This is a genomic window from Noviherbaspirillum suwonense (assembly GCF_900182955.1).
In the GTDB taxonomy this organism is placed as follows: Bacteria; Pseudomonadota; Gammaproteobacteria; order Burkholderiales; family Burkholderiaceae_D; genus Noviherbaspirillum_A; species Noviherbaspirillum_A suwonense.
This window is the reverse complement of record NZ_FXUL01000023.1, coordinates 21,107-45,581: the sequence shown is the minus strand read 5'-3', so window position 1 is coordinate 45,581 and position 24,475 is coordinate 21,107. Positions and strand designations below refer to the sequence as shown.

Below are 24,475 nucleotides of genomic sequence, written 5' to 3'. Positions count from 1 at the left end.
CCGCCTGTCAAATGGAGAACAACCTTGCAGAAATCCCTCGTCGCCATTGCGCTCGCCGCTACGTTCACGGCAGCCGCCCCTTCTTACGCCCAGCAGAAATACCAGCCTGAATACCGCCTGTCCACCGTCCTCGGCACCGCTTTCCCGTGGGGCAAGGGCGGCGAGCGCTGGGCGGAGCTGGTCAAGGAAAAAACCCAGGGCCGCATCAATATCAAGATGTATCCGGGCACCTCGCTGGTGGCCGGCGACCAGACCCGCGAATTCACCGCGATCCGCCAGGGCGTGATCGACATGGCGGTCGGCTCGTCGATCAACTGGTCGCCGCAGGTCAAGGAACTCAACCTGTTCTCGATGCCCTTCCTGCTGCCGGACTACCGCGCGCTCGACGCGCTGACCCAGGGCAAGACCGGCCAGGACCTGTTCAAGGTGCTGGAGAAAAATGGCGTGGTGCCGCTGGCATGGGGCGAGAACGGTTACCGCGAGATCAGCAATTCCAAGCGCGAGATCCGCAGCCCGGCCGACATGAAGGGCATGAAGTTCCGCGTGGTCGGCTCGCCGCTGTTCAACGACACCTTCACCGCGCTGGGCGCGAATCCGACCCAGATGAGCTGGGCCGATGCGCAGCCGGCGCTGGCGTCGGGCGCCGTCGACGGGCAGGAAAACCCGATCTCGGTCTTCACCGGCGCCAAGATCGCCGCCGTCGGCCAGAAGTACCTGACGATCTGGGGCTATGTCGCCGACCCGCTGATCTTCGTGGTCAACAAGAAGGTCTGGGATGGCTGGAACAAGGCCGACCAGGACGCGGTGCGCGAAGCCGCTCTGCAGGCAGGCAAGGAAGAGACCTCGATGGCGCGCAAGGGCCTGACCGCCGCCGACGGCAGCGCCTACAAGGAAGTCGAAGCCAGCGGCGTCAAGGTCACCCGCCTGTCGGCCGCCGAGATCGCGCCGTTCAAGGAAATGACCCGGCCGGTCTACGACAAGTGGGCGAAAACCATCGGCCCGGCTTTGGTGAAGCAGGCCGAAACCGACATCGCCGCGCGCAAGTAAGCGCCTCCCGCACCCGTCGCCGCCTGGCCTTGCCGCCGGCGGCGTTTTTCTTTACAAGGCCGCCCGGCCGCCCCATCCGCCGCAACCATGAGTGAACTGCCTGAAAAAAAAGACGCGCCCGAAGACCAGCCCCGGGTGCCGATCAAGATCGAGGAGGCCTGCGCCGCGCTGGCCATGGCCCTGATCTGCGTCATTACCTTCGCCAACGTGCTGGTGCGCTATTTCACCAACGTGTCCTTCGCGTTCACCGAGGAATTCTCGATCTTCCTGATGGTGGTGCTGACTTTGTTCGGCGCCGCCGCCGCCTTCGCCCGCGACCGCCATATCCGCATGACCTTCATCGTCGAGCGCCTGCCGGCGTCGCTTGCCCGGCCGCTTGAGATACTGGTGCTGCTGCTGGGCATGCTGATGTTCGCGGTCATGGCCTGGTACGGCTATTTCCTGTTCCTCGACGACTGGCAGTACGACACGACGTCGCCCGGCATCGGCATCCCGCAGTGGCTCTACAGCCTGTGGCTGCCGCTGCTGTCGGTGGTGATCTTCCTGCGCATCCTGGGCCGCCTGGTACGCACCGTGCGCAATGCCGGGAGCCGCCCATGATCGCCGAAGGCAGCATCATCCTGTTCCTGGGTTTCGCGCTGCTGATGGCGATCGGCGCGCCGCTGGCGGTGGCGCTGGGCGTCAGCGGCACCGCGGTGATCCTGATCGAAGGGCTGGGCATCATGTCGGTGCCGACCAATGCGTACAACGGCGTGGCCAAGTATCCGCTGCTGGCGCTGCCGGTCTTCATCCTGGCAGGCATGATGTTCGAACGGGCCGGCGTGGCCTTGCGCATCGTGCGCTTCGCCTCGGCCATCGTCGGCCGACGCCGCGGCGCGCAGGGCATCGTCGCGATCCTGGTCTGCATGTTCCTGGGCGGCATATCCGGCTCCGGGCCGGCCGACGCGGCCGCGGTCGCGATGGTGATGATCCCGGCGATGTTCAAGCAGGGCTACCCGAAGCCGTTTTCCGCCACGCTGATCGCGGCCGCGGGCTCCACCGCCATCCTGATCCCGCCGTCGGTTGCGCTGATCGTCTACAGCGTGCTGGTGCCGAGCGCATCGGTGCCGGCGCTGTTTGCCGGCGGCGTCATACCCGGCATCCTGGCCGGCCTGTCGCTGATCATTCCCACGCTCTGGTTCTCGCACAAGCACGGCTGGGGCCTGGACGCCGACGAGGAGACGCCGCGCTTCTGGGACAGCTTCAAGGAAGCGATCTGGGGCCTGCTGGCGCCGGTGATCATCCTCGGCGGCCTGCGCACCGGGCTCTTCACGCCGACCGAGGCGGCGGTGGTCGCGGCCTTCTACGGCTTCTTCGTGGGCCTCTTCGTGTACCGGACGCTGACGCTGCGCAAGGTCTACGAAGTGCTGGTCGAGTCGGCCGAGATCTCGGCGGTGGTGCTGCTGATCATCTCGCTGGCCGGCGTATTCGCGCATGCCGGCTCGACGCTGGGCGCATTCGACGCGTTCGCCAAGCTGCTGCTGGGCTTCACCTCCAACGAGGCGCTGATGCTGCTGATGATCACCATCATGATGCTGATCGCCGGCATGCTGCTCGACGCGGTCTCGATCTTCCTGGTGTTCCTGCCCATCCTGCTGCCCATCGTCACCGCCTACGGCTGGGACCCGGTCTGGTTCGGCATCATCCTGACGATGAACATGGCGATCGGCCAGTTCACGCCGCCGATGGCGGTCAACCTGATGGTCACCACCCGCATCGCCGGCGTCACCATGGAGTCCACGGTAGGCTGGGCGCTGTGGATGGTTGGCGCGATGCTGGTGGCGCTGCTGCTGGTGACCGCCTTCCCGCAACTGGCGCTATGGCTGCCGCAATCCCTGGGGTACTGAACATGCAGGACGACATCGTTTACCTGAGCGCGGTCGACATGGCCGCGCAGATCCGCGCCGGCCATCTGTCGGCACGGGACGTGATGCAGGCGCACCTGTCACGGATCGAGGCGGTGAACCCGAAGGTCAACGCCATCGTCACGCTGCACGCTGAACAGGCGATGGCGGCCAGCCTGGCCGCCGACGACGCGCAGGCCCGGGGCCAGCCGCTCGGTCCGCTGCACGGGCTGCCGGTTGCGCACAAGGACCTGATCATGACCCGCGGCATGCGCACCACCTACGGCTCGCGCGTGCACGCCAACTACGTGCCGACCCGCAGCGCGCTGCTGGTGGAGCGGCAGCAGGCGGCCGGCGCGATCAGCATAGGCAAGACCAACACGCCGGAATTCGGCGCCGGCTCGCAGACCTTCAATGAAGTGTTCGGTGCGACCCGCAACCCCTACGACCTCGGCAAGACCTGCGGCGGCTCCTCCGGCGGTTCGGCCGTGGCGCTGGCGACCGGCATGGTCGCGCTTGCCGACGGCACCGACATGGGCGGCTCGCTGCGCTGCCCGGCCAATTTCTGCAACGTGGTCGGGCTGCGGCCTTCGGTCGGCCGGGTGCCCGACTTCCCGTCGCAGAACGGCTGGGGCAGCCTGTCGGTGTACGGACCGATGGCGCGCAGCGTGGCCGACCTGGCGCTGCACCTGTCGGTCATGGCCGGCCATGACGCGCGCGACCCGCTGGCCATCAGCGAGGACGGCGCGCAGTTCCGCGCGCCGCTGGAGCGCGACATGAAGGGCAGGCGCATCGCCTGGGCGATGGACATGGGCGGCCTGCCGGTGGACCCGGAAGTGGTCAAGGCGCTGGACGCGCAGCGCAAGGTCTTCGAGGACCTGGGCTGCATCGTCGAGGACGCCTATCCCGACATGCGCGACGCCCATGACATCTTCATGGCGTTGCGCGCATATGCGTTCGAGCTGCACTACGGCGCGGTGATGGACCGGCATCCGGGCGTGCTCAAGGAAACCATCGTCTGGAATATCGAAGCCGGCCGCAAGCTCAGCGCCGCGCAGCTGGCGCGGGCCGAGAAGCTGCGCACTGCGCTGTTCCTCCGCATGCACCGCTTCATGGAAACCTACGACTTCCTGGTTACGCCCGTGAACCAGGTGCCGCCGTTCGACATCGAAAAACCGTATATCGAGGAAATCGCCGGCGTGAAGATGGAGAGCTACATCGACTGGATGCGTTCCTGCTACACCATCACCGCGACCACCCACCCGGCGCTGTCGGTGCCGGCCGGCTTCACCGACGGCGGTCTGCCGGTGGGCCTGCAGCTGATCGGCCGCCACCAGGGCGAACTGGCCCTGCTGCAGATGGGCCATGCATTCGAGCAGGCCACGCTGGCGGGCCGCCGCCGGCCGGCGCTGGCGGACTGACCAGCCGGCCGGAAAGCGGGACTGACCTCAGTCCAGGCTTTCGTCGCCGGCGTCCTCGGCCCATGCGCCGTCCACGCCCAGCGACTCGATGCCGGCGCGGATGGCCCTGGACGAAAAGCCGCGGTAGGCAAGGAAGCGGTAGATCTTGGTTTTCAGTTCCTGCGTCATCCCGCCTTTCCTGACCTGGTCGCGGAATTTCCCCACCGCATGCAGCACGCGCTCCTCTTCGGGCGCGAGCTGCTGCACCTGGCTTTTCGCGAGGCCGGCGTCGATGCCCTTCTGCCGCAGCGTCATCTCGATGCGCAGGTTGCCGGCCCGGTTTTCCGAGCCGCGCGAACGCTGCTCGGCGAAGCGCTGGTCGTCCTGGTAGCGGTTGTCGATGACAAAGCCCATTGCGCCATCGACCTCGCTGTCGTCGTAGCCGCGCGAGGACAGCTTGCGGCGCAGGCTGGCGGCGCTGTAATCCTGCCGCGCCAGCAGCCAGACTGCGTAGGACTTGGCCGACTGCGCCGGTTTCTCGCGCTTCGCGCCAGGCTCGGGACGGGCGGTCGGCGTGCGCTTGCGGTCGGATGTGCGGGTGATTTCGCCGGGGACGGCGGGGGGCGCGCTCTTGCGCGGCTTGCGGTCGGACGTGCGGCTGTATTCGCCGGGAATGGGCGCGGCTTTCTTGCGCGACAGGCTGTTTCCGGAAAAACTGCTGCCACTCCGGGCCGGCTTCGCCACCTTGGCAGGCGGCTCTTCGTCCTCGGGCAGCGGCTCGGGCAAACCGGTTTTATTGTTGATCAGGTACATGATCGCTCGATGATACTGCAAGGCCCGCCAGCCTGCGCATGGCGGCTGTCGGCCGTTTCCGGCGCGGCTCGCCTGGCAAGGCCCACGGCGCGCGGGACATTCCGTCTCCCGCGCCGCGGCCCCTTATCGGCCCTTATCCCAGCATGCGGCTGTAGATGCGCGTGGCCATCAGGCCGGCCGGACTGTGGTGGCTGGCCGGCGACATCAGCTTGGTCAGCAGTCGCATCGCCTCGTCCCGGCTTTCCATGCCGGCCAGGGTTTCCTCCAGCGTGCGGAGCTCGACATTGAAGTCGGTCTGGTCCTCGGCCGCGCTGCGCTGCGCCGGGTTGCGCAGCACGCCGCGCACGCCATGCCAGCCGATCTGCGCCGGCTCGCCCAGCGTGTCCATCAGCCGCTGGCGGGCGCGGAAGCTGATCTGGCGGCGCTGCGCACCTTCCCAGCCGTCGGCGATCCAGTCGTAGATCACCTGCTGCTCGTAGGCGGAGAACACGCCGAACATCTCGGCACGCTCCCCCTGCAGCAAGCGCCAGAAGCGGCTGTTCTGCGGATCCTGGCCGCGACGGATCCAGTCGCGTTCGACCAGCGCATCGAGGAAGGCGGGAATCTGCGCCGGGTCGGCCAGCCAGTCGTTGATCGCACGGCCGCCGATACGGCAGTAGTCCGAATGCGCTTCCTTGCCGACCACGCTTTTTTCCGCGAACAGCGCGACGATCTCGCGGTCGATGTCGAATTCGTCGATGACCGAGTTGGTGCCGGCGCCCAGCATGTTGAGCTTGTAGCCGCGCGCCACGCGGGCCATGAAGCTGGCGCGGTCGCCGATGCGCGGCATGGTTTCGAGCAGGCCCTCGAGCGCCTTGCGCGCATGGCCGGTGTCGGCATTGTCGACGGTCACATGCAGCGTGAAATAGGTCGGGTCGATGCCCAGTTCATTCAGTTCGTATGCGCAGATCAGCAGGTGCAGCGGCAGCTGTTCGTAGCCCAGGTTGAAACCGATGACTTCCGGCAGGAAATTGCCTGCATGGCGCGCCAGCGCCAGCTGCAGCACGCCCTGCACGTAATGATCCTCGCTCAGGTTTTCCCAGCGGTCGCAGCCGTGGGTCGACAGCAGGCGCTTGAACAGCAGCACATGGTTCTTGTCCGGCACGCCGTCGCCCAGTTCCTCGAGATAGATGCGGATCAGCGCGGTGAAGCGGGCGTCGTTCCAGTGCGGCACCAGGCCGTACAGCCAGGCGCCGTCGACAAGCTTGGTCGGCGCGACCGATTTCAGGAAATACAGTGCATGCGACTTGTTCGAAAAATATTGGCGCGGGCCGCCGGCCTTGCGATCCTGCAGGTACTTGCGGTACTGCTCGCCGACCAGCGCGGTGTTATGCACGATCCAGTCGGAAATATCGTCGATGTCCGCCGGGAGGTCGGACTCCAGCGCGTCGGTCGCGGCAAGCTGCTTGCGCAGGTATGCATCGGCATCGTCCACCGCCCGCGCCGACGGCTCGTCGCGCATCAGGTCGCGGTACAGCCGACGCAGCGGCGTGGCCGGCGCGGCCCGGTCAGGCTGCCTGTAATGGATTTGTTCACTCAACTGCATCGGCTGGTTCAGCATGGTTTCGTCTCTTCCTCGGCACTGGCGGCATCGTTGTAGCAGCGTCGCCGGCATATGGATTGGCCTGGGCCAACTAGTCCCCGGATTATCGGCACCGAAGTGCCTGCCAACAATCAGCCAACAGGAGGAATGCGGGTCGGACAATCCCTACAAGCGCATTCTTTTCGACAACGCTTGCACATTGTTTCAGACACATTGCACATCCGTTCAAATCGGCGTATATTTACAGAAATTCATAGGCTCGGCACATCTGTTCACCTGTAGTTTCTGAATAGAAATTCATGCCGGCGTGACCCCTCATTGACTGATCTTTATTGACGGACGCAGCTACCATGCATATTCCCTCCCAGGTTGACATGCTGATCGTCGGCGGCGGCATCAACGGCGCCGGCATCGCACGCGACGCCGCAGGCCGCGGTCTGTCGGTCGCGCTGTGCGAGCAGAACGACTTCGCCAGCGCGACTTCATCGGCCAGCACCAAGCTGATCCATGGCGGCCTGCGCTATCTCGAACATTACGAATTCAGGCTGGTGGGCGAAGCGCTGGCAGAGCGCGAGGTGCTGCTGAAGATAGCGCCGCACATCGCCTGGCCGCTGCGCTTCGTGATGCCGCATGCCAAGGGCCTGCGGCCGGGCTGGATGATCCGCGCCGGCCTGCTGATGTACGACAGGCTGGGCGGCAAGACCACCCTGCCCCGCTCCAAGGGCATCGACCTGCTGCGCACGCCGTACGGCGCCGGGCTCAAGACCGAGTTCCACAAGGGCTACATCTATTCCGACGCCTGGGTCGACGACGCCAGGCTGGTGCTGCTGAACCTGCGTTCGGCGGCCGAGCATGGCGCAAGCATCCTGCCGCGCACCCGCTTCATCAGCGCCCGTCGCGACGGCGGCCTGTGGCACGCGGAACTGGAAGACACGGCCACGCAGCAGCGCCAGACCGTGCGCGCCCGCATGCTGGTCAACGCGGCCGGCCCCTGGGTTAGCCAGGTCGCCGGCACGCTGGGCCATGCGCGCACCAAGGCCAGCGTACGGCTGGTCAAGGGCAGCCATATCGTGGTGCCCAAGCTGTACGAAGGCGACCATGCGTACATCGTGCAGGACAGCGGCAAGCGCATCATCTTCATGATTCCCTACGAGCGCGATTTCACGCTGATCGGCACCACCGACATGGTGGTCAACAGCATCAGCGAGGGCGGCGCGATCAGCCAGCAGGAGCTCGACTACCTGTGCAGCCAGGTCAGCCGCTACTCGGCCAAGCCGGTGACGCCGGACCAGGTCGTCTGGAGCTACAGCGGCATCCGCCCGCTGTACGACGACGGCAGCGAGGACCCGTCCGCGGTCACCCGCGACTACACGCTGGTGCTGGAGGACGGCGAGGTCAACGTGCCGCAGCTGTCGGTCTACGGCGGCAAGATCACGACCTACCGCAAGCTGGCCGAAGCGGCGCTCGACAAGCTCGCGCCGTGGATGGGCGGCGCCAACGGCAAGTGGACCGGGTCGGAAGCGCTTCCCGGCGGCGACCTGCCGCCCGGCGGCCAGGCCGCCTTCCTGCCGCAGCTGACCCAGCGCTACCCGGACATGCCGGAATCGCTGCTGACCGCGCTGATGCAGCGCCACGGCAGCAATGCCATCGAGATACTGGGCGACGCCCGCAAGCCTGCCGACCTCGGCGAGCACTTCGGCGGCAGGCTGTATGAACGCGAGGTGCGTTACCTGATCGAGCATGAATGGGCCCAGGAGGCCGGCGACATCCTGTGGCGCCGCACCAAGGCCGGCCTGCACATGACGCCGCAGCAGCGCGATCACTTCGCCCGTTACATGGAGAACAGCAGGATCACGCCGTTTTCAGCATGAACGCCCTGAATGAAAGCATCCTGCTGCACCTGCTGACCGCGCTCTGCGCGGGCGGCCTGATCGGGCTGGAGCGCAGCTACCACGGGCGTCCGGCCGGCTTCAGGACCCACGTGCTGGTCTGCGTGTCGTCCAGCATGCTGATGCTGGTGACCCTGTACCAGTCGGTCTGGTACATCGCGCCGCTGGCCGACACCGTGCGCACCGACCCGACGCGGATGGCGCAGGGCATCATGACCGGCATCGGCTTCCTCGGCGCCGGCGTCATCATGAAGGACGGCCTCTCGGTGCGCGGCCTGACCACCGCGGCGTCGATCTGGATCACCGCCGCGATCGGCATCCTGGCCGGCATCGGTTTCTATTTTCCCGTCATCGTGGTCACGGTGCTGACCATTGCCGCGCTGTCCATCTTCCGCTGGATCGAGCGCATCCTGCCGGCTTATTACTATGCGCTGCACGTAGTGCGCTTTTCCTGCGCCAGCGTGATGACCGAGGATGCGCTGCGCGACCTCATTACCGAGCATGGCTTTTCCATCGCCAACATGAGCTACAGCATGGAAGAGTCGGGACGGGTCTTCGAGTACCGGATGGTGATCCGCTCGCGCGACCGCGAAAATGCGACTCGCCTCGCGCAGACATGGCACAAGGCCAACGGCAGCGTGCTCGAATTCCGCATCGAGCCGGCATGACGACCCGCGCAGCCGCCCTATCCCGCGGAGACATCCGATGCGCCTGATCACCTGGAACATCCAGTGGGGCCGCGGCTGCGACGGCCGCGTGGACCTGGCGCGCATCGTCGACCATGCGCGCGCGCTGGCCGACTTCGACGTGCTGTGCCTGCAGGAAGTCGCCGACAACTTTCCGGCGCTGAAGGACAATGACGACCGCGACCAGTTCGCCGCGCTGGCGGCGCTGCTGCCGGGCTATACCGCGGTTGAAGGCGTCGCCATCGACCTGCCGGACGGCCAGCGCCGGCGCCGCTTCGGCAACATGATCCTGTCGCGGCTGCCGGTGCGGCAGGTCTACCGGCACCTGCTGCCGGCGCCGCCCGACCCGTCGACGCGGAACATGCGCCGCCTGCTGCTCGAAGCCGTGCTCGAGGCGCCGTTCGGCCTGGTGCGCGTGATGACCACCCACCTCGAATATTATTCGGCGCTGCAGCGCCCGGCGCAGCTCGAAGCGGTGCGCGCGCTGCATGCCGAAGCCTGCGCGGACGCCCGTTCATTCATCGAACTCGACCGCAGCGAGGGCACCTACCGCAGCCTGCCGCGGCCGGCCACCGCCATCATCACCGGCGACTTCAACTTCAAGCCCGACGACCCGCTGCATGCGCTGCTGCGGCAGCCCTACGCCGACGGCAGCCTGCCGCTGCATGACGCCTGGACTGCCCGCTGGCCGGGCATTGCGCATCCGCCGACGCTGGGCATCTACGACCGCCACCAGTGGCCCGCCGCCTATGCCAGCGACTTCATCTTCGTGACCGGCGACCTGCTGCCGCGCATCGACGACGTCCGGGTCGATGGCCTCACGCAGGCGTCGGACCACCAGCCTGTGCTCCTCACACTGCGATGAACATCGCGGCCAACAACACGACAACCACTAAAACAAACGCCTGAAAGATTTTCGCATGCTGCCACTGCACGACCTGCCCGATGCCGACCTGGCAAACATCGAGGGCCTGTTTCTCGACATCGACGACACGCTGACCACCGACGGCAGGCTGCCGGCGCATGCCTATTCGGCGCTCGAAGCGCTGCACGAAAGCGGCCTGCTGGTGGTGCCGATCACGGGCCGTCCGGCGGGCTGGTGCGACCACTTCGCCCGGATGTGGCCGGTCGACGCGGTGGTCGGCGAGAATGGCGCGTTCTACTTCTGGCATGACCACGAGGCCAGGAAACTGCGCCAGCGCTTCCTGGTGGACGACGCCACCCGCGCCGCCAATGCCTACCGCCTGAAAGTGGTCGCCGCCGACATCCTGGCGGCCGTGCCCGGATGCGCGCTGGCGTCCGACCAGTTCTGCCGCATCGCCGACATCGCCATCGACTTCTGCGAGGACGTGCCGGCGCTGTCCAGGAGCGAGGTCGAGCACATCGCGGCGCTGATGCGCGCCGCCGGCATGACGGCCAAGATCAGCTCCATCCATGTCAACGGCTGGTTCGGCGACTACGACAAGCTCAGCATGGCGCGGCGGATGATGCAGGAGCGCTATGCGATCGACCTCGACCAGGCGCGGCGGCGTTATCTCTTCATCGGCGACTCGCCCAACGACGAGCCGATGTTCGGCTATTTCCCGCAGGCGGTGGGCGTGGCGAACGTGGCGGAATTTGCCGCCGACCTGACGCATCCGCCGGCCTACGTGACCAACGGGCGCGGCGGCGACGGTTTCGCCGAGCTGGCGCAGCGGCTGCTGGCCGTGCGCCGTTAGCCGCCAGGACACACTGCCGCGTCAGCGCGTTGCGAAGTCCGCGGCGATCAGGTCCACCCGGTCGGTGCAGAATGCATCGACGCCCCAGTCCAGCAGCCGCCGCGCAATCGCCGGGTCGTCCACTGTGTAGCAGAACAGGCCGAACCCGGCGTCCTTGACGGCCTTGGCCTGCTCTTCCTTCAGGTTCTTGTAATTCGTATGCAGCGCGGTGGCGCCCACCTGCTCGAGCCGCGCCTGCCAGTCGTCCGGCACCTGGCCGATCAGCAGGCCGCGCGGGATCTCGGGCGCGATGTCGCGGGCCGCCATCAGCGCTTCCGGCGAGAAGGACGAGAACAGCGGCATGAGCCGCTGCCCGCCCTGCTCCGCCAGCGCCTGCTTCAGCAGCGCCGCCGCGGCGCGGCCGGTCTCGGCGGCATAGCCGGGGGACGGCTTGATCTCGGCATTCATCCAGATGCCGTTCTCGTGGCAGAAGGCGATCACCTCTGCGAAGCTCGGCACCGGCTCGCCGGCGAACTTCGGGCCGAACCAGCTGCCGGCGTCCATCGTCGCCAGCAGCGCGGCGCTGGTTTCCGACACGTTGCCGATGCCGGGCACGGTGCGGCCGAACGCCGGGTCATGCATCAGCACCGGCACGCCGTCGGCGGACAGCATCACATCGAATTCGGCGGCACGATAGCCGTGCTCGAGGCCGCAGCGCAGGCCGGCGATGGTGTTTTCCGGGGCGAGCGTGCCGCCGCCGCGATGCGCAATGATTCTGGGATAAGGCCACATGACTTGCATTACTCCTGGGTTGAAAACTGTCAGGCAGGGTCGATCCGGAACTCGATCACGCCATGCTTCATGCTGCGCCAGGAGTCGACCAGCTGGCTGACGTTGGCGCGGTCGCGCGATCGGATGACCATCCGGTACTCGAAGGTGCGGCCGCCGTCCTGCATGCCGTAACTCATGTTGGCGATGGAAAAGCCATGCTCTTCGATGAGCTGGCGCAGCGGATCTTCGGCCAGCACGTCGCCGCGCTGGAATCGCACCACGTGATGCGCATAGTAATACGACGGCAGTACGCCTTCGAGCCAGCGGAAGAAGGACAGCGCCGACACCGTCAGCACCGTCGCCACGATGACCGGGAAGTAGAAGCCGATGCCGGCAAGGATGCCGATCGCGGCCGTGATCCAGATCGACGCCGCGGTGGTCAGGCCGCGCACCGAGAAACCGTCCTTCATGATGACGCCGGCGCCGAGGAAGCCGATGCCGGTCATGATGCCCTGCGCCATCCGCGTCGGGTCGGTGCTGCTGGGCGCATGGGCGACGCTCATGCCATACCAGACCGACTGGTACAGCGTCACCAGCATCAGCATGCTGGCCGACACGCAGACCAGCACGTGGGTGCGGAAGCCTGCCGGCCTTCCCTGGTAGCTGCGCTCCAGCCCGATCAGGCCGCCGGCCACCAGCGCGGCCAGCAGGTGCATCAGGATCTTGTATTCAACGGTGTCGGTCATCTGGGGTTTTCTGCGCCGCTTCATCGGCGTTACTGGTTTCGAGCAGCAGCCTGGCGGTCGGCTCATCGATGATCAGTTCATTGATGAAGCCGCCTTTCAGGGCCGCCCGCAATCCTTCGATCTTGCCGCGTCCCGACGCCACGCAGATCGAATGCCTGGCCCGCCGGAACAGTTCGAGGTCGGGTCCGCTGGTGCGGCTGTTGAGCGCGATGTCGCTGTAGCTGCCGTCGGCCCGGAAGAACACGGTCGCGATGTCGCCGACCGCGCCCGCCTCGGTCACGGCCTGCAGGTCCTGCGGGTCGAGGTAGCCGCCGCTATGGATCTGGCTGGGCACTTCGGCCGCCAGCGCGCCGACGCTGTAGAGCAGGATGTCGCAGCGCTGCTGCAGCTCCACCAGCCGGCGCACGCTGCGTTCGCGCCACAGCGCGGTCTTGGTTTCGGCATAGTCGAAGAACGCCGGCACCGGGAAGGGCTGCGGCCGCGCGCCATAGTTGGTGGCGAAGCGCATGATGATCTCGCTGCTGAATGCGTTCGACATGCTGTGCGTCGTGCCCGAGCCGTTAAGCTGCACGACTTCGACGTTGACGGTCGCCTTGGGCGTGAGGCGCGAGACGATCTCGTTGACCGTGTTGCCCCAGGCCAGGCCGATCACCATGTTCGACTGCACCAGCCGGTTCAGGTAGCTGGCGGCGTGGCTGGCGACACGCTCCAGCCACTCGCGCTCGCCGCCCATCTCCGGCACCGTGACCACGTGCGCATGCGGCAGGCCGAAGCGCTCCTTGAGCGCGGCCTCGACCTGCTGCGGATGGTCGCGCGGGTCGTTGATGTGGATTTCCACGAGGCCGTTGTCGCGCGCAAAGCTGAGCAGGCGCGAAACCTTGGAGCGCGACAGGTTCAGCTCGCGCGCGATGACCGTGGTGGTCATGTCCTGGTAGTAGTACAGCCGCGCCACCGTGACGGCGTTGATGTACTGCGCCGAGTCGTCGGTGGAGGGAACGATCTGCTTATCTTCGCGCATGCCGGCCTCCGGAGGCAGCCGGCGGCCTGGGGCGGCCGGCACTGCTGGTGAATGTGTCCATCGTCGTCATGATACGGCGTGCGTCGCGCCCTTTTACCGCAGCCGCTGCGGATCGATCGAAAACACGACCGGGTAGGACACCTGCCAGCGCGACCAGCGCAGCGAGCCTGCCTCGGAAACCGTCCACAGGCGCCCGGTCTCGTCGAATGCGATGTCCTCGATGCCGATCACCATGTCATGCGAGGCCAGCACCGCGCCGCTGGCCGGATCGAGTTTCTGCAGGCGGCCGAACTTGCTGTTGGAAAAGGTCATCCACAGGCCGCCGTCGCGATCGAAGGCGGCGCCCTGCGCCTCCGCCGGGATCGCGAAGCTGCGGCTGGCCTGCGACGGCTCCAGCGTCGCGCCGTTGTGCGTGTCGAACAGCGACAGCGGCAGGAAGAAGGCCTGGGCCTTGGACGCATCCTTCTCGGACGAGGCGATGAAGATGGACTTGCCGTCGAAGTCGACCAGCGAACCCTTCATCCCGCCGGTCAGGTTCAGCGTGGCGACCACCGCGTCGGCCTCGCCGGCAAAGGCGCGCTTCATGTCGATCTTGTACAGCCTGCGGGTGTCGGCCACCAGCAGCATGCCCTGCCCCAGGTACGCCATGCCGCCGGCATGGCCGCAGCCCGGCGGCATGTCGAACTGCCCGACCGTGCGGCCGCTGGCCGGATCGATCCGGTGGACCCGGCACGGCCCGGTGCCGACCTTGGGGTCGGTGCTGCGGTAGCTCGATATCAGCACCTCGCCGTTCGCGACCGTCACGCCCTGCGGCACATAGCCGGCGTCGATCTCCGGCGCCCAGATGCGGTTCGCGATCGCCTCGGCGTTGGGAACGGCCGGGAGCTCGGCGCCAAGGTGCGCGGGCCTGGCGCCCAGCACGTCGGCCGCGCCGGCGGAGCCGCAGAGCGCCATCAGCGCAAGGAATCGGAATGCAAGCCTGCCCATGTCGTCCCTCCGTTTGCTTTTTATTATGCCGCCATCGAGGGCAGCGATATCAGTTGAGCCGCTGCGTGGTGGCGGCGTCGAACCAGTGCACGGTCGATGCGTCGAAACCGGCGCTGACCTTCTGCCCGGCCTCCACGGCGGTGCCGGCAGGCGTGCGTATCACCAGCGTCTGGCTGCCCGCGCGGCCGTGCACCAGCAGGTCCGCGCCCAGCGACTCGACCATCTCGACTTCCATCTCGATGCCGGGCTGGCCGAGGCGCAGGTGTTCCGGACGCACGCCGATCACGCACTCGCCCTGGACCGGCGCGACGACGCCGGCAGGCAGCGTCACCGCGCCATTGCCGTCGAGCTGGAATTTCCCGGCCGCGCCGGACTGGCCGCGCAGCAGGTTCATCGGCGGCGAGCCGATGAAGCTGGCGACGAAGGTGGTGGCCGGGCGGCCGTACACTTCGGCCGGCGTGCCGATCTGCTCGGCGCGGCCGCCGTTCATCACGATCATGCGCTGGCCCAGCGTCATCGCCTCGACCTGGTCGTGGGTCACGTACAGGCTGGTGGTGCCGAGCGCGCGGTGCATCTTCTGGATCTCCAGGCGCATCTGCACCCGCAGCTTGGCGTCGAGGTTGGACAGCGGCTCGTCGAACAGGAAGACCGCGGGTTCGCGCACGATCGCGCGGCCCATCGCCACCCGCTGCCGCTGGCCGCCCGAAAGCTGGCGCGGCGTGCGCTGCAGCAGCGCGCCCAGTTCGAGGATGCCGGCCGCCTTCTGCACGCGCGTCTCGATGTCCTGCTTCGAGAAGCCGCGGATCTTCAGGCCGTAGGCCATGTTCTCGTACACGCTCATGTGCGGATACAGCGCATAGTTCTGGAACACCATCGCGATGTCGCGGTCCTTCGGTTCCAGGTTGTTGACCACGCGGTCGCCGATGACGATGTCGCCGCCGGTGATTTCCTCCAGCCCCGCCACCATCCGCAGCAGCGTGGACTTGCCGCAGCCGGACGGTCCGACCATGACCACGAACTCGCCGTCGTCGATGTCGATGGAGATGCCGTGGATGACGGCGACCGATTTCGCGCCGTTGCCGTAGGTCTTGGTGATGTTCTTCAGGTGTACTTGTGCCATGGGGTTTTTCCTGTGCCGCGGCACGGTTGCCGCGGTCTGATTTCTACGCGCCTGCCGGCTGGTCTACTTCTCCGAATCGACCAGGCCCTTGACGAACCATTTCTGCATGATGACCACGACCAGGCCCGGCGGAAGCATCGCCATGATCAGGGTGGCCATCACCATATTCCATTCCACTGCCGCGTCGCCGCCGGCGATCAGGCGCTTGATGCCGATGCCGATCGGGTACATGTCCTGCTCGGTCGCGATCAGCAGCGGCCACAGGTACTGGTTCCAGCCGTAGATGAACATGATGACGAACAGCGCCAGCACATTGGTGCGCGAGAGCGGCCAGATCACGTCCTTGAAGAAACGCATCGGCCCGGCGCCGTCGATGCGCGCCGCCTCCGCAAGCTCGTCGGGCACGGTCAGGAAGAACTGCCGGAACAGGAAAGTCGCGGTGGCCGAGGCCATCAGCGGCACGGTCAGCCCGGCATAACTGTTGAGCATGCCGAGGTCGGACACCACCTTGTAGGTCGGCGTGATGCGCACCTCCACCGGCAGCATCAGGGTCAGGAAGATCATCCAGAAGAACAGGTTGCGTCCCGGGAAGCGGAAGTAGACCAGCGCGAAGGCCGACAGCATCGAGATCGCGATCTTGCCGATGGCGATGGCCAGCGCCGACACCAGGCTGACCCACATCATGCGGCCGACCGGGGCCACCGCGACGCGGGTGGTGCCAGTGCCCAGCACCTGCGAATAGTTCTGGATGAACTGGTCGCCCGGTATCAGCGAGATCGGCGACATCGACGACTGCTCGACTGTCTGCGTGCTGGCGACGAAGGCGACATAGATGGGGAATGCGACGATCAGCACGCCCAGGATCAGCACCAGGTGGCTGATCATGTCGAGAATGGGTCTACGCTCGATCATGAGTAATTCACTTTCTTTTCAACGTAACGGAACTGGACCACGGTAAGCGTGATAACGATGAACATCAGCACCACGGACTGCGCTGCCGAGCCGCCGAGGTCGCCGCCCTTGAAGCCGTCCGAGAACACCTTGTAGACCAGGATCTCGGTGTCCTTGCCCGGACCGCCGGACGTGGTCGCCTCGATGATGCCGAAGGTGTCGAAGAACGCGTAGACGATGTTAATCACCAGCAGGAAGAAGCTGGTCGGCGACAGCAGCGGGAAGACGATGCTGAAGAAACGGCGCACCGGGCCGGCGCCGTCGATCGCGGCGGCCTCGATCAGCGACTTCGGGATCGACTGCAGGCCGGCCAGGAAGAACAGGAAGTTATAGCTGATCTGCTTCCACACCGCGGCAATCACGATCAGTATCATCGCGTGCCTGCCGTTGAGCGCATGGTTCCACTCGATGCCGAGCGGCCGCAGCGCATGCGAGATGATGCCCAGCGACGGGCTCAGCAGAAACATCCACAGCACGCCCACCACCACCGGCGCCACCGCATACGGCCAGATCAGAAAGGTGCGGTAGACCGCCGTGCCGCGCACGACGCGGTCGGCAAAGACCGCGAGGATCAGCGAGATCGCCAGTCCCAGCACGGCCACCGACACCGAGAAGATCGCGGTTGTCTTGAAGGACTCCAGGTAGTTCGGGTCGTTCCAGAGGTTCTCGAAGTTCTCGAACCAGACAAACTGCACGCTGCTGCCGAAGGCGTCCTGCAGCAGCACCGACTGGTACAGCGCCTGCACCGCAGGCCAGAAGAAGAAGAGTACGGATACGATAAGCTGCGGCGCCACGAGGGCGTAGGGCAACCAGGCAGATTTGTAGCGGGCGCGTTTTTCCATGATGGCTCTTGTATGCCTGCCGACTAGCGGTTGGCCTTTTCGAATCGGACCAGCTGCTCGTCGCCGCGCTTGACCGCTGCGTCCAGCGCTTCCTTCGCGGTTTTCTTGCCGGCCCAGACGTTTTCCAGCTCTTCGTCGATCACGTTGCGGATCTGCACGAAATTGCCCAGGCGGATGCCGCGGGACTTGTCGGTGGTCTTGACGATCATCTGCTGCACGGCGACGTCGGTGCCCGGGTTCTTTTCATAGAAGCCGGACTTCTTGGTCATGTCGTACGCCGCCTTGGTGGTGGGCAGGTAGTTCGTGTCCTGGTGCCACTTGGCCTGCACTTCGGGCTGCGACAGGAACTTGAAGAACTGGGCGACGCCCTTGTTTTCTTCCGCCTTCTTGCCGCTCATGGCCCACAGCGAAGCGCCGCCGATCACGGTGTTCTGCGGCGCGCCCGGCACGTCGTTGTAATAAGGCAGCGCCGCCACCGCGAACTTGAACTTCGCGTTCTTCGCGATGTTCGCGTAGGTGGCGCTCGACGACGTCAGCATCGCGCATTCGCCGGAGAAGAACTTGGCATCCGGCTCGCTCTTGCGTCCGCCGTAGCTGAAATAACCCTGCTTCATCCAGTTCGACAGGTTTTCGATATGGCGCACATGCAGCGGGCTGTTGAACTTCAGGCGCGTGTCCAGGCCGCCCAGGCCGTTGCCCTTGCTGGCGAACTCGACGTTATGCCAGGCCGAAAAGCTTTCGAGGTGCACCCACGACTGCCAGCCGGTGGTGTACGGGCATTTCTCGCCGCTGGCCTTGAGCTTGGCGGCCGCCGACACGACTTCCTGCCAGGTCACCGGCGCCTTCTCCGGGTCCAGGCCGGCTTTCGCGAACTTGTCCTTGTTGTAGTAGAAGACCGTGGTCGATGCATTGAACGGCAGCGACTGCATGTCGCCGCGGGCCGACGTGTAGTAGCCGGACACCGCCGGCACGTAGGCCGACGGATCGAAACTCTCGCCAGCCTGCTTCATCAGCTCGGCCACCGGGACGATCGCGCCCTTGGACTGCATCATGGTCGCGGTGCCGACTTCGAACACCTGCAGGATGTTGGGCGCATTGCCGGCGCGGTAGGCGGCGATGGCGGCGGCCATCGCTTCGTCGTAGCCGCCCTTGTAGGTGGCCGTGATCTTGTATTCGGACTGGCTCTTGTTGAACTGGTCGGCCAGTCCCAGCACGCGATCGCTCAGCGCGCCGGTCATCGAATACCACCAGCTGATTTCAGTTGCCGCGTGGGCGGAGGTGAGGCTTGCGGCGCCCAGGACGGCAACGCAGAGCGCCTTTCTGGCGTGGGACATACGGATCTCCTGTCAATATTCTCGCGCGGACTGTCGTGGCAGCTACGACACGGTCCATCGTCGGCTTGCGCTGCAAGTTTGCCAGCATGAAAGCTGGCGAGAATATAACTGATGTTGAACGTATGTGCAATTTATTTGAAATTATGTGCATTGCTGCTCCGGCAGCAAGCCGCCGTGCCGAAACAGCAGCTTGCGCGCGGCTTGCAGCGTGCTATTTCACCGGTTGCAGGCGGATGCGCTGGCGCGTCGATTCGACCACTTTCGCCCGTGAATACAGCAGCGGAAAGTAATCGCCCTTCAGCCACATGTCCGCCAGGTCGCGGTAATGCGGGCTGTCCGGGTCGCCGGACTGTCCCGGCGCATTGACCGCGCGCGAGTTGTCCCAGTTGCCCACGTCCACCACCACGCGGAAGGACGGGCCGTTGGTCTGCCGAAAGTCGGTGGCCCGGTAGGTCGACTGGTTCGGCGTGTAGGCGCCGCCGCGCTTGGGCAGCGGGCCGACATTCAGGCGCGCCTTGCCGGCCTCATCCATCGCCGCGGCCAGCGGATGCTCCATCAGCGTATGGTGCAGTTTCCCCCACTGCCACTGCGACGGCTCCGGTCCCTGCAGTTTCTCCAGCTCGGCATAGGCGCCGGCCAGGCTTTCCAGCAGCACCGCGTTGCGGCGGGCCTGCGCGTCGGCGCCGAACAGCGCATCCGGCTTTTCCAGCGCGTCGAGCACCACGGCCACGTCCGGCGCGCCCATCGCGGCCGCCGCTTCCGGCGTCAGCACCGCCTTCTTGAAGGCATTCCCCAAATGCCGCGACAGCCAGACTTCATACAGGGCCGCCGGCGCCGAGTCGGCGCGCTCGACATAGTCCCAGCCGGTGAAGACACGCTGCGCCGCGTGCGCCTTCGGGTCGGCCGCGCTCAGCGGCTGCACCAGCGCGACCAGCCGCCGCGCCGGGATCGCCAGGTCGTCGTTCTGCAGCCGCATCGAATCCTCGATCGACACCCTGGGCGTGGCCGCCAGCACTTCCTCAATGCGCGCATGGCGCGAGCCGTTGGTCCATTCGAAGCCCAGCTTGCGCTCCTTGTACGGGTAGTCGGCCGGCAGGTTCATTTCATTGGACGAGGAAAACCAGCCGTTCGCCGGGTTATAGCTGTACGGCATCTCGTTGCCGGACCAGAAGCCGTCCCATTCATAGCGGCCGTCGCCCGGCACCGGCAGCAGGCCGTCCCAGTTGGGCCGTTTCGGCGCCAGGCCGCCCGGCACCCAGCCGATGTTGCCGTGCACGTCCGCATACACCTGATTCTCGGTCGGCGCGCCCCAGTTCAGCATGGCCTTCTTGAAGTCGCGGAAATTCTTCGCCTGCATGTAGCCGACGCTGCCGAAGTACGGCGCCATGCCCGGCTCCAGCCAGCCCGAGCGCACGGCGAACGCGCGGTTCTTTTCCTTTTCGACGAAGATCACCGGGCCGTGGCGCGTGTAGCGCAGCTCGACCGTGGCCGGCGCGCCGCCGCGCACCGCCACCTGTTCCTGCACCACGCGGAACGGCTCCCACTGGCCGCGGTAGCGGTACTCGTTCGGCCGCTCCGGGTTCAGTTCGTAGACGTACAGGTCTTCCTGGTCAATGTTGAAGATGGTCAGCCCGAACGCGATGGTGCCGTTGTGCCCGATGGAGATGCCGGGCAGCGCCGGCTCCCCTGCCCCGATCACGTTCATGCCGGGCGCGTTCAGGTGGACGATGTAGCGCAGCGACGGCGTCGAATAGGCGCGGTGCGGGTCGTTCGCCATGATGGCGCGGCCGGTGGCCGACTTCGACGGCGCGACGACCCAGTTGTTGCTGCCCTCGGTCGCTTCGGGATTGCTTTCGGCGGCCAGCCGGATGTCGGCGCCGGCAGCCGCCGCGCGCACCGAGTCCTTCTTGATCCGCACCTGCTGCGTCGCCAGCCGGAACACCGCCAGCAGGTCCTTGGGCAGGCACGGGTCCAGCCCGTCCGGCATCGCCGCCTGCCACGGCGGCGTCAGGCCGAAGCGCACCTCGTCCGACTTCAGGTCGGCCTTGCAGGCGACCGCGGCGCGCGCGACTTCGCTGTTGAGGTTGCGGGTGAGGCCATGGCTGCGGATGCGCACCACGTCCTCCGGCTGCCACTTCGCCGGCGCATAGCCCAGCGTCTTGAATTCGAAGGGCATGCGCTCCGGGTGCGCCTGCAGGAAGTCGACATAGGCGTTGATGCCGGCGGTGAACGCGCGGGCCATGCGCTCGGCGTCGTCGCCGTAGGCGCGCCACTCGCGCTGCATGTCGCCCCGGTACAGGAAGAGCCGGGTCGCCTCGTCCTGCGCGACATAGGCCGGCCCCATCACTTCGGCCAGCTGGCCCAGCCCGCGCCGGCGCCACAGGTCGATCTGGAACAGGCGGTCGCGCGCGGCATTGAAGCCCTGCGCGAAGATCGCATCGTCCTGGCTGCGCGCATAGATATGCGGCACGCCCCACCGGTCGACCAGGATCTCGGCCGGCCTGGACAGCCCGGCCACGCGATGGGTCTCCATCTCCATCGCCTGCCTGGCCTCGGCCGGCAGCGCCGGGACCAGGGAAAGTGCCAGCGTGGCCAGCACGGCCGCCGGCAATGTGCGCAATACGATTTGCATCCTTCGTCTCCTTATAGTTGATTTTTTTATCCGCGCTGCTTATCCGCGCCGGCTATCCGCGCTGTTTTATCCGCGCTTGAACAGCCGCTTCGCCAGGCTCACCACCATGAACACGATGCCGCCGGCGACGATGCCTGCAATCGCGCCGCCCAGCGGATTGGCCAGCCAGCCGAGCACGCCGCCCACGCCCGGCAATGCATGCGCGCTTTCCTCGATGTGATGCATCATCTCGCCAAGCGCCGGCACGCCATGCACCAGGATGCCGCCCCCCACCATGAACATCGCGGCCGTGCCGATGATGGAAAGCGATTTCATCATCCACGGCGCGCCGACCAGGATGGCCCGTCCCAGGCTGCGCTGGAAACCGCCCGCCTGCTGGCTCAGGTAAAGGCCGGCATCGTCCAGCTTGACGATGCCCGCGACCAGGCCATAGACGCCGATGGTCATTGCGATGGCAATGCTGGCCAGCACCGTCACCTGCGTCAGCAGCGGCGCATTCGCGACCACGCCCAGCGTGATGGCGATGATCTCGGCCGACAGGATGAAGTCGGTGCGCACCGCGCCCTTGATCTTGTCCTTTTCCAGCGCGACCATGTCGACCTTGGGGTCGGCCAGCGCAAGCGCCAGCTTTTCGTGCTCCTCGTCGCCGCCATGCGGCCAGAAGCGGTGCGCGACCTTTTCGAATCCCTCGAAGCACAGGTAGGCGCCGCCCAGCATCAGCAGCGGCGTGATCAGCCACGGCACGAAGGCGCTGATGGCCAGCGCCGCCGGCACCAGGATCAGCTTGTTCAGCATCGATCCCTTCGCGACCGCCCATACCACCGGCAGCTCGCGGTCGGCATTCACGCCGGTGACCTGCTGCGCATTGAGCGCCAGGTCGTCGCCGAGAACGCCGGTGGTTTTCTTCACAGCCACCTTGGCCATTACCGATACATCGTCGAGGATGGTGGCGATGTCGTCAATCAGCGCCAACAGGCTGCTTGCTGCCATTAAGAACTCCTTGGTTATTGAGATTAGGGTGCGACCGCGGCCAGGCTGCGGTCGAGGTCGAGTGCGGTGATGTTGACCGGCATGAAGTGACGGTTCTGCGGCTGGAAATCCCAGCGTTCGATGCTGCAGGCCCAGGCTGGCCGCTGGCCGTCGGCATAGCGGATCAGGTTGACCGAGTTATTGGCGCCGTGGCGCAGCCTCGACGACACCGCGGTGCCGGCCTGCACGGCCCACATCCGCCGCGCCAGGTAGGGATGGCGTTCATTGAGCGGGATGACATAGGGCAGGTGTATATGCCCGCCCAGCACCAGGTCGGCGCCCGCCTCGGCCCAGCGCCGCACCGCGCCCGCATGGCCCTGCAGCACATTGACCTCGTCCTCGGGCACGAGCGCGCAGATGGGCTGGTGCGTGACGACGATGCGCAGCTGTTCCGGCGACGCCCGCATCAGCCGGGTGGCGACGCGCTGCACCTGCGCCACCGACACCTCGCCATCCGCATGCTTGTACGGGCGGGTCGTGTTCACGCCGATCACCAGCAGCTGCGGCGCGGAAAACTCGGGCTCCAGTTCGGCCCCGAACGCGCGGCTGTAATTGGCGTACGGCGCCAGCAGGCGCATGCCCATGTTCAGCAGCGGTATGTCATGGTTGCCGGGAATGGCCACCAGCGGCGTCGGCGCCAGCCGGTCGGCAAAGGCGCGGGCGGCGGCGAACTGGCTGCGGCGCGCGCGCTGGGTGATGTCGCCCGACAGGATGACCAGGTCGGGCTTCTCTTCCTTGAACATGCGCAGCAGCGCCTCGACCACATCAGGCTGCTCGGTGCCGAAATGGGTATCCGAAATCTGCATGACCACGCTCATGCCGCGCCGCCCGTCGACACGGTGTCCTTGAGCAGGTACAGCGGCTGCGGCGACACCTTGAAGCGCAGCGGCTCATGCAGCCGCAGGATTTCGCCGTCCACCGCGACCTTGATGCTGCGGCTATGCCGTTTCGACTGCCTGACTTCCATCTCGCGCAGCGCAAAGCTGCGCACGTCGCCGGCCTGGCCCAGCGTGCCCAGCGCGCCGCGCAGCGCCAGCCACAGCAGCGCGCCGGTGCCCACCGGCCGCGGCGCGATCGCCACCAGGAAGCCCTTGTCCAGCGCATCCGCCTCGGCCATGCCGATCTGCTCCATCTGCAGCTTGTTATTGGCGACGAACAGCGTCGGCGTGCGCCAGCTGGCAACCTCGCCGCCGCGCGTCAGGTGCAGGTGCAGCTGGCGGCGGGCGCCGATCACGCTGGCCAGCGCCGCCCACATCGCCACCATGCGGCTGCGGCCGTACTGCTGCTTCCACGCTTCCCGGTCCTCCAGCAGCTTCGGATAGAGACCGAGGCTGGCATTGACCAGGAAGATATGGTCGTTCACCAGGCCCACCTGCACCGGCTGCGGGCTGGCGTTCAGCAGCATCCGCACCGCTTCCTGCGTGTCTTCGGGTATGCGGTGCGTGCGTCCGAAATAATTGAACGTGCCGCTGGGCAGGATGCCCAGCGGGCAGGCGCTCGGCAGCACCGCATTGGCCACCGTGTTGATGGTGCCGTCGCCGCCGGCCACCACCACCGCGCCGCCGACCTGGTTGGCCTGCGCGACCGTGGTTCGCGCAATCTCGGCCAGGTCCTGCGGATTTTCCACAAGCCGCAGGTGATGCTCCCTGCCCGCTTCCCGCATCACGCGGCTGATGATGGAGCGCGTGTCGCCGGCTTCCTTGTGGCCGGAAGCGGCATTCAGGATGATGAAAAACGGCATGGCGGGCTGGGTGGCTGGCATCTGGCGGTAAAAGTTGGCTATGGGTTCCTGGCGGCGACGTGACAGGGCAGCGGGCAGTATAAGGAGGACAGCCGGGCTGTTCGGTCTGTTGGCTCACATCGGCATGCGAAAAATCATGGTCGGGCCTGGATGAAGAAGTTGCGAACATTGCATTATACGAATGTCGGCGGCTTCCCCGGCCCGATGTCATGACGGCCGGCCCGGCGCCCGCCGCCGGTTTCCCGCGCCGCCCATGAAAAATCCCCTCCGGGCCGTCGGGCCGGGAGGGGATTTCCGGGCAGGATGA

22 protein-coding genes are annotated in these 24,475 nt (G+C 66.3%); 8 read left to right on the top strand and 14 right to left on the bottom strand.

Going from position 1 to position 24,475, the window contains the following annotated elements; all coding sequences use genetic code 11:
• The first annotated feature begins 24 nt into the window (after nucleotides 1-24).
• From QOL82_RS23050 to QOL82_RS23035, 4 genes are all read left to right on the top strand, one after another.
• The gene (locus tag QOL82_RS23050; RefSeq protein WP_283444665.1) at nucleotides 25-1,047 is read left to right on the top strand and encodes a DctP family TRAP transporter solute-binding subunit; all 1,023 of its coding nucleotides are present in this window, start codon (nucleotides 25-27) and stop codon (nucleotides 1,045-1,047) included.
• Nucleotides 1,048-1,134: 87 nt separating this feature from the next.
• Nucleotides 1,135-1,647 carry a TRAP transporter small permease gene (locus QOL82_RS23045; protein ID WP_283444664.1) on the top strand — a complete coding sequence of 171 codons (513 nt, stop codon included), beginning with the start codon at nucleotides 1,135-1,137 and terminating at the stop codon, nucleotides 1,645-1,647.
• A complete protein-coding gene (locus tag QOL82_RS23040) occupies nucleotides 1,644-2,933 on the top strand; it encodes a TRAP transporter large permease (RefSeq protein ID WP_283444663.1) in 1,290 nt (429 codons plus the stop codon). Before QOL82_RS23045 ends, QOL82_RS23040 begins: the two co-directional genes overlap by 4 nt.
• Entirely contained in the window at nucleotides 2,906-4,351 is a 1,446-nt protein-coding gene (locus QOL82_RS23035; protein ID WP_283444662.1) for an amidase, read from the top strand. The genes QOL82_RS23040 and QOL82_RS23035 overlap by 28 nt, the downstream gene beginning before the upstream one ends.
• A 27-nt stretch (nucleotides 4,352-4,378) precedes the next feature.
• Here QOL82_RS23035 and QOL82_RS23030 read toward each other — a convergent pair whose 3' ends face one another.
• A complete protein-coding gene (locus QOL82_RS23030) occupies nucleotides 4,379-5,143 on the bottom strand; it encodes a regulatory protein RecX (RefSeq protein WP_283444661.1) in 765 nt (254 codons plus the stop codon).
• A 133-nt stretch (nucleotides 5,144-5,276) separates the two neighbouring features.
• A complete protein-coding gene (locus QOL82_RS23025) occupies nucleotides 5,277-6,743 on the bottom strand; it encodes an iron-containing redox enzyme family protein (RefSeq protein ID WP_283444660.1) in 1,467 nt (488 codons plus the stop codon).
• Between the two features lie 332 nt (nucleotides 6,744-7,075).
• Between QOL82_RS23025 and glpD the strand changes: the two genes are divergently transcribed.
• The 4 genes from glpD to QOL82_RS23005 are packed head-to-tail and all read left to right on the top strand — an operon-like array spanning nucleotide 7,076 to nucleotide 11,018.
• Nucleotides 7,076-8,596 carry a glycerol-3-phosphate dehydrogenase gene (gene glpD, locus QOL82_RS23020; RefSeq protein WP_283444659.1) on the top strand — a complete coding sequence of 507 codons (1,521 nt, stop codon included), beginning with the start codon at nucleotides 7,076-7,078 and terminating at the stop codon, nucleotides 8,594-8,596.
• The gene (locus tag QOL82_RS23015) at nucleotides 8,593-9,282 is read left to right on the top strand and encodes an MgtC/SapB family protein (protein WP_283444658.1); all 690 of its coding nucleotides are present in this window, start codon (nucleotides 8,593-8,595) and stop codon (nucleotides 9,280-9,282) included. Before glpD ends, QOL82_RS23015 begins: the two co-directional genes overlap by 4 nt.
• Before the next feature lie 37 nt (nucleotides 9,283-9,319).
• Nucleotides 9,320-10,165: an endonuclease/exonuclease/phosphatase family protein gene (locus tag QOL82_RS23010; protein ID WP_283444657.1), complete on the top strand. Its 846-nt coding sequence runs from the start codon at nucleotides 9,320-9,322 to the stop codon at nucleotides 10,163-10,165.
• Nucleotides 10,166-10,220: 55 nt separating this feature from the next.
• Nucleotides 10,221-11,018, top strand: a complete 798-nt coding sequence (locus QOL82_RS23005; protein ID WP_283444656.1) for an HAD-IIB family hydrolase — start codon at nucleotides 10,221-10,223, stop codon at nucleotides 11,016-11,018.
• Nucleotides 11,019-11,039: 21 nt separating this feature from the next.
• Here the strand turns inward: QOL82_RS23005 and ugpQ are convergent, their stop codons facing one another.
• From ugpQ to QOL82_RS22945, 12 genes are all read right to left on the bottom strand, one after another.
• Nucleotides 11,040-11,789, bottom strand: coding sequence for a glycerophosphodiester phosphodiesterase (ugpQ, locus tag QOL82_RS23000; RefSeq protein ID WP_283444655.1), 750 nt, complete (start codon nucleotides 11,787-11,789; stop codon nucleotides 11,040-11,042).
• A 29-nt stretch (nucleotides 11,790-11,818) separates the two neighbouring features.
• Nucleotides 11,819-12,514, bottom strand: coding sequence for an MgtC/SapB family protein (locus QOL82_RS22995; RefSeq protein WP_283444654.1), 696 nt, complete (start codon nucleotides 12,512-12,514; stop codon nucleotides 11,819-11,821).
• Nucleotides 12,498-13,532: a sugar-binding transcriptional regulator gene (locus tag QOL82_RS22990; RefSeq protein ID WP_283444653.1), complete on the bottom strand. Its 1,035-nt coding sequence runs from the start codon at nucleotides 13,530-13,532 to the stop codon at nucleotides 12,498-12,500. The genes QOL82_RS22995 and QOL82_RS22990 overlap by 17 nt, the downstream gene beginning before the upstream one ends.
• Before the next feature lie 93 nt (nucleotides 13,533-13,625).
• Nucleotides 13,626-14,519: an NHL repeat-containing protein gene (locus tag QOL82_RS22985; RefSeq protein WP_283444652.1), complete on the bottom strand. Its 894-nt coding sequence runs from the start codon at nucleotides 14,517-14,519 to the stop codon at nucleotides 13,626-13,628.
• A 49-nt stretch (nucleotides 14,520-14,568) separates the two neighbouring features.
• Entirely contained in the window at nucleotides 14,569-15,639 is a 1,071-nt protein-coding gene (locus QOL82_RS22980) for a sn-glycerol-3-phosphate import ATP-binding protein UgpC (protein WP_283444651.1), read from the bottom strand.
• A 63-nt stretch (nucleotides 15,640-15,702) separates the two neighbouring features.
• Nucleotides 15,703-16,551, bottom strand: coding sequence for a sn-glycerol-3-phosphate ABC transporter permease UgpE (gene ugpE, locus QOL82_RS22975; protein WP_283444650.1), 849 nt, complete (start codon nucleotides 16,549-16,551; stop codon nucleotides 15,703-15,705).
• On the bottom strand, nucleotides 16,548-17,432 hold the full coding sequence (gene ugpA, locus QOL82_RS22970) for a sn-glycerol-3-phosphate ABC transporter permease UgpA (protein WP_283444649.1): 885 nt from the start codon (nucleotides 17,430-17,432) through the stop codon (nucleotides 16,548-16,550). Before ugpA ends, ugpE begins: the two co-directional genes overlap by 4 nt.
• A gap of 23 nt (nucleotides 17,433-17,455) precedes the next feature.
• Nucleotides 17,456-18,766, bottom strand: a complete 1,311-nt coding sequence (gene ugpB, locus QOL82_RS22965; protein WP_283444648.1) for a sn-glycerol-3-phosphate ABC transporter substrate-binding protein UgpB — start codon at nucleotides 18,764-18,766, stop codon at nucleotides 17,456-17,458.
• 211 nt (nucleotides 18,767-18,977) lie between these two features.
• Nucleotides 18,978-21,398 carry a penicillin acylase family protein gene (locus QOL82_RS22960; protein ID WP_283444647.1) on the bottom strand — a complete coding sequence of 807 codons (2,421 nt, stop codon included), beginning with the start codon at nucleotides 21,396-21,398 and terminating at the stop codon, nucleotides 18,978-18,980.
• 66 nt (nucleotides 21,399-21,464) lie between these two features.
• Nucleotides 21,465-22,388, bottom strand: a complete 924-nt coding sequence (locus QOL82_RS22955; RefSeq protein ID WP_283444646.1) for a DUF808 domain-containing protein — start codon at nucleotides 22,386-22,388, stop codon at nucleotides 21,465-21,467.
• 23 nt (nucleotides 22,389-22,411) lie between these two features.
• Entirely contained in the window at nucleotides 22,412-23,245 is an 834-nt protein-coding gene (locus QOL82_RS22950) for a metallophosphoesterase family protein (protein WP_283444645.1), read from the bottom strand.
• Nucleotides 23,242-24,168 carry a diacylglycerol/lipid kinase family protein gene (locus tag QOL82_RS22945; RefSeq protein WP_283444644.1) on the bottom strand — a complete coding sequence of 309 codons (927 nt, stop codon included), beginning with the start codon at nucleotides 24,166-24,168 and terminating at the stop codon, nucleotides 23,242-23,244. Before QOL82_RS22945 ends, QOL82_RS22950 begins: the two co-directional genes overlap by 4 nt.
• Between the last annotated feature and the right edge of the window lie 307 nt (nucleotides 24,169-24,475).

Coding starts and splice junctions, on each gene's coding strand:
- QOL82_RS23045 (WP_283444664.1), top strand. CDS start 1,135: ATGAGTGAACTGCCTGAAAAAAAAGACGCGCCCGAAGACCAGCCCCGG.
- QOL82_RS23040 (WP_283444663.1), top strand. CDS start 1,644: ATGATCGCCGAAGGCAGCATCATCCTGTTCCTGGGTTTCGCGCTGCTG.
- QOL82_RS23035 (WP_283444662.1), top strand. CDS start 2,906: ATGGCTGCCGCAATCCCTGGGGTACTGAACATGCAGGACGACATCGTT.
- QOL82_RS23030 (WP_283444661.1), bottom strand. CDS start 5,143: ATGTACCTGATCAACAATAAAACCGGTTTGCCCGAGCCGCTGCCCGAG.
- QOL82_RS23025 (WP_283444660.1), bottom strand. CDS start 6,743: ATGCTGAACCAGCCGATGCAGTTGAGTGAACAAATCCATTACAGGCAG.
- glpD (WP_283444659.1), top strand. CDS start 7,076: ATGCATATTCCCTCCCAGGTTGACATGCTGATCGTCGGCGGCGGCATC.
- QOL82_RS23015 (WP_283444658.1), top strand. CDS start 8,593: ATGAACGCCCTGAATGAAAGCATCCTGCTGCACCTGCTGACCGCGCTC.
- QOL82_RS23010 (WP_283444657.1), top strand. CDS start 9,320: ATGCGCCTGATCACCTGGAACATCCAGTGGGGCCGCGGCTGCGACGGC.
- QOL82_RS23005 (WP_283444656.1), top strand. CDS start 10,221: ATGCTGCCACTGCACGACCTGCCCGATGCCGACCTGGCAAACATCGAG.
- ugpQ (WP_283444655.1), bottom strand. CDS start 11,789: ATGTGGCCTTATCCCAGAATCATTGCGCATCGCGGCGGCGGCACGCTC.
- QOL82_RS22995 (WP_283444654.1), bottom strand. CDS start 12,514: ATGACCGACACCGTTGAATACAAGATCCTGATGCACCTGCTGGCCGCG.
- QOL82_RS22990 (WP_283444653.1), bottom strand. CDS start 13,532: ATGCGCGAAGATAAGCAGATCGTTCCCTCCACCGACGACTCGGCGCAG.
- QOL82_RS22985 (WP_283444652.1), bottom strand. CDS start 14,519: ATGGGCAGGCTTGCATTCCGATTCCTTGCGCTGATGGCGCTCTGCGGC.
- QOL82_RS22980 (WP_283444651.1), bottom strand. CDS start 15,639: ATGGCACAAGTACACCTGAAGAACATCACCAAGACCTACGGCAACGGC.
- ugpE (WP_283444650.1), bottom strand. CDS start 16,551: ATGATCGAGCGTAGACCCATTCTCGACATGATCAGCCACCTGGTGCTG.
- ugpA (WP_283444649.1), bottom strand. CDS start 17,432: ATGGAAAAACGCGCCCGCTACAAATCTGCCTGGTTGCCCTACGCCCTC.
- ugpB (WP_283444648.1), bottom strand. CDS start 18,766: ATGTCCCACGCCAGAAAGGCGCTCTGCGTTGCCGTCCTGGGCGCCGCA.
- QOL82_RS22960 (WP_283444647.1), bottom strand. CDS start 21,398: ATGCAAATCGTATTGCGCACATTGCCGGCGGCCGTGCTGGCCACGCTG.
- QOL82_RS22955 (WP_283444646.1), bottom strand. CDS start 22,388: ATGGCAGCAAGCAGCCTGTTGGCGCTGATTGACGACATCGCCACCATC.
- QOL82_RS22950 (WP_283444645.1), bottom strand. CDS start 23,245: ATGAGCGTGGTCATGCAGATTTCGGATACCCATTTCGGCACCGAGCAG.
- QOL82_RS22945 (WP_283444644.1), bottom strand. CDS start 24,168: ATGCCGTTTTTCATCATCCTGAATGCCGCTTCCGGCCACAAGGAAGCC.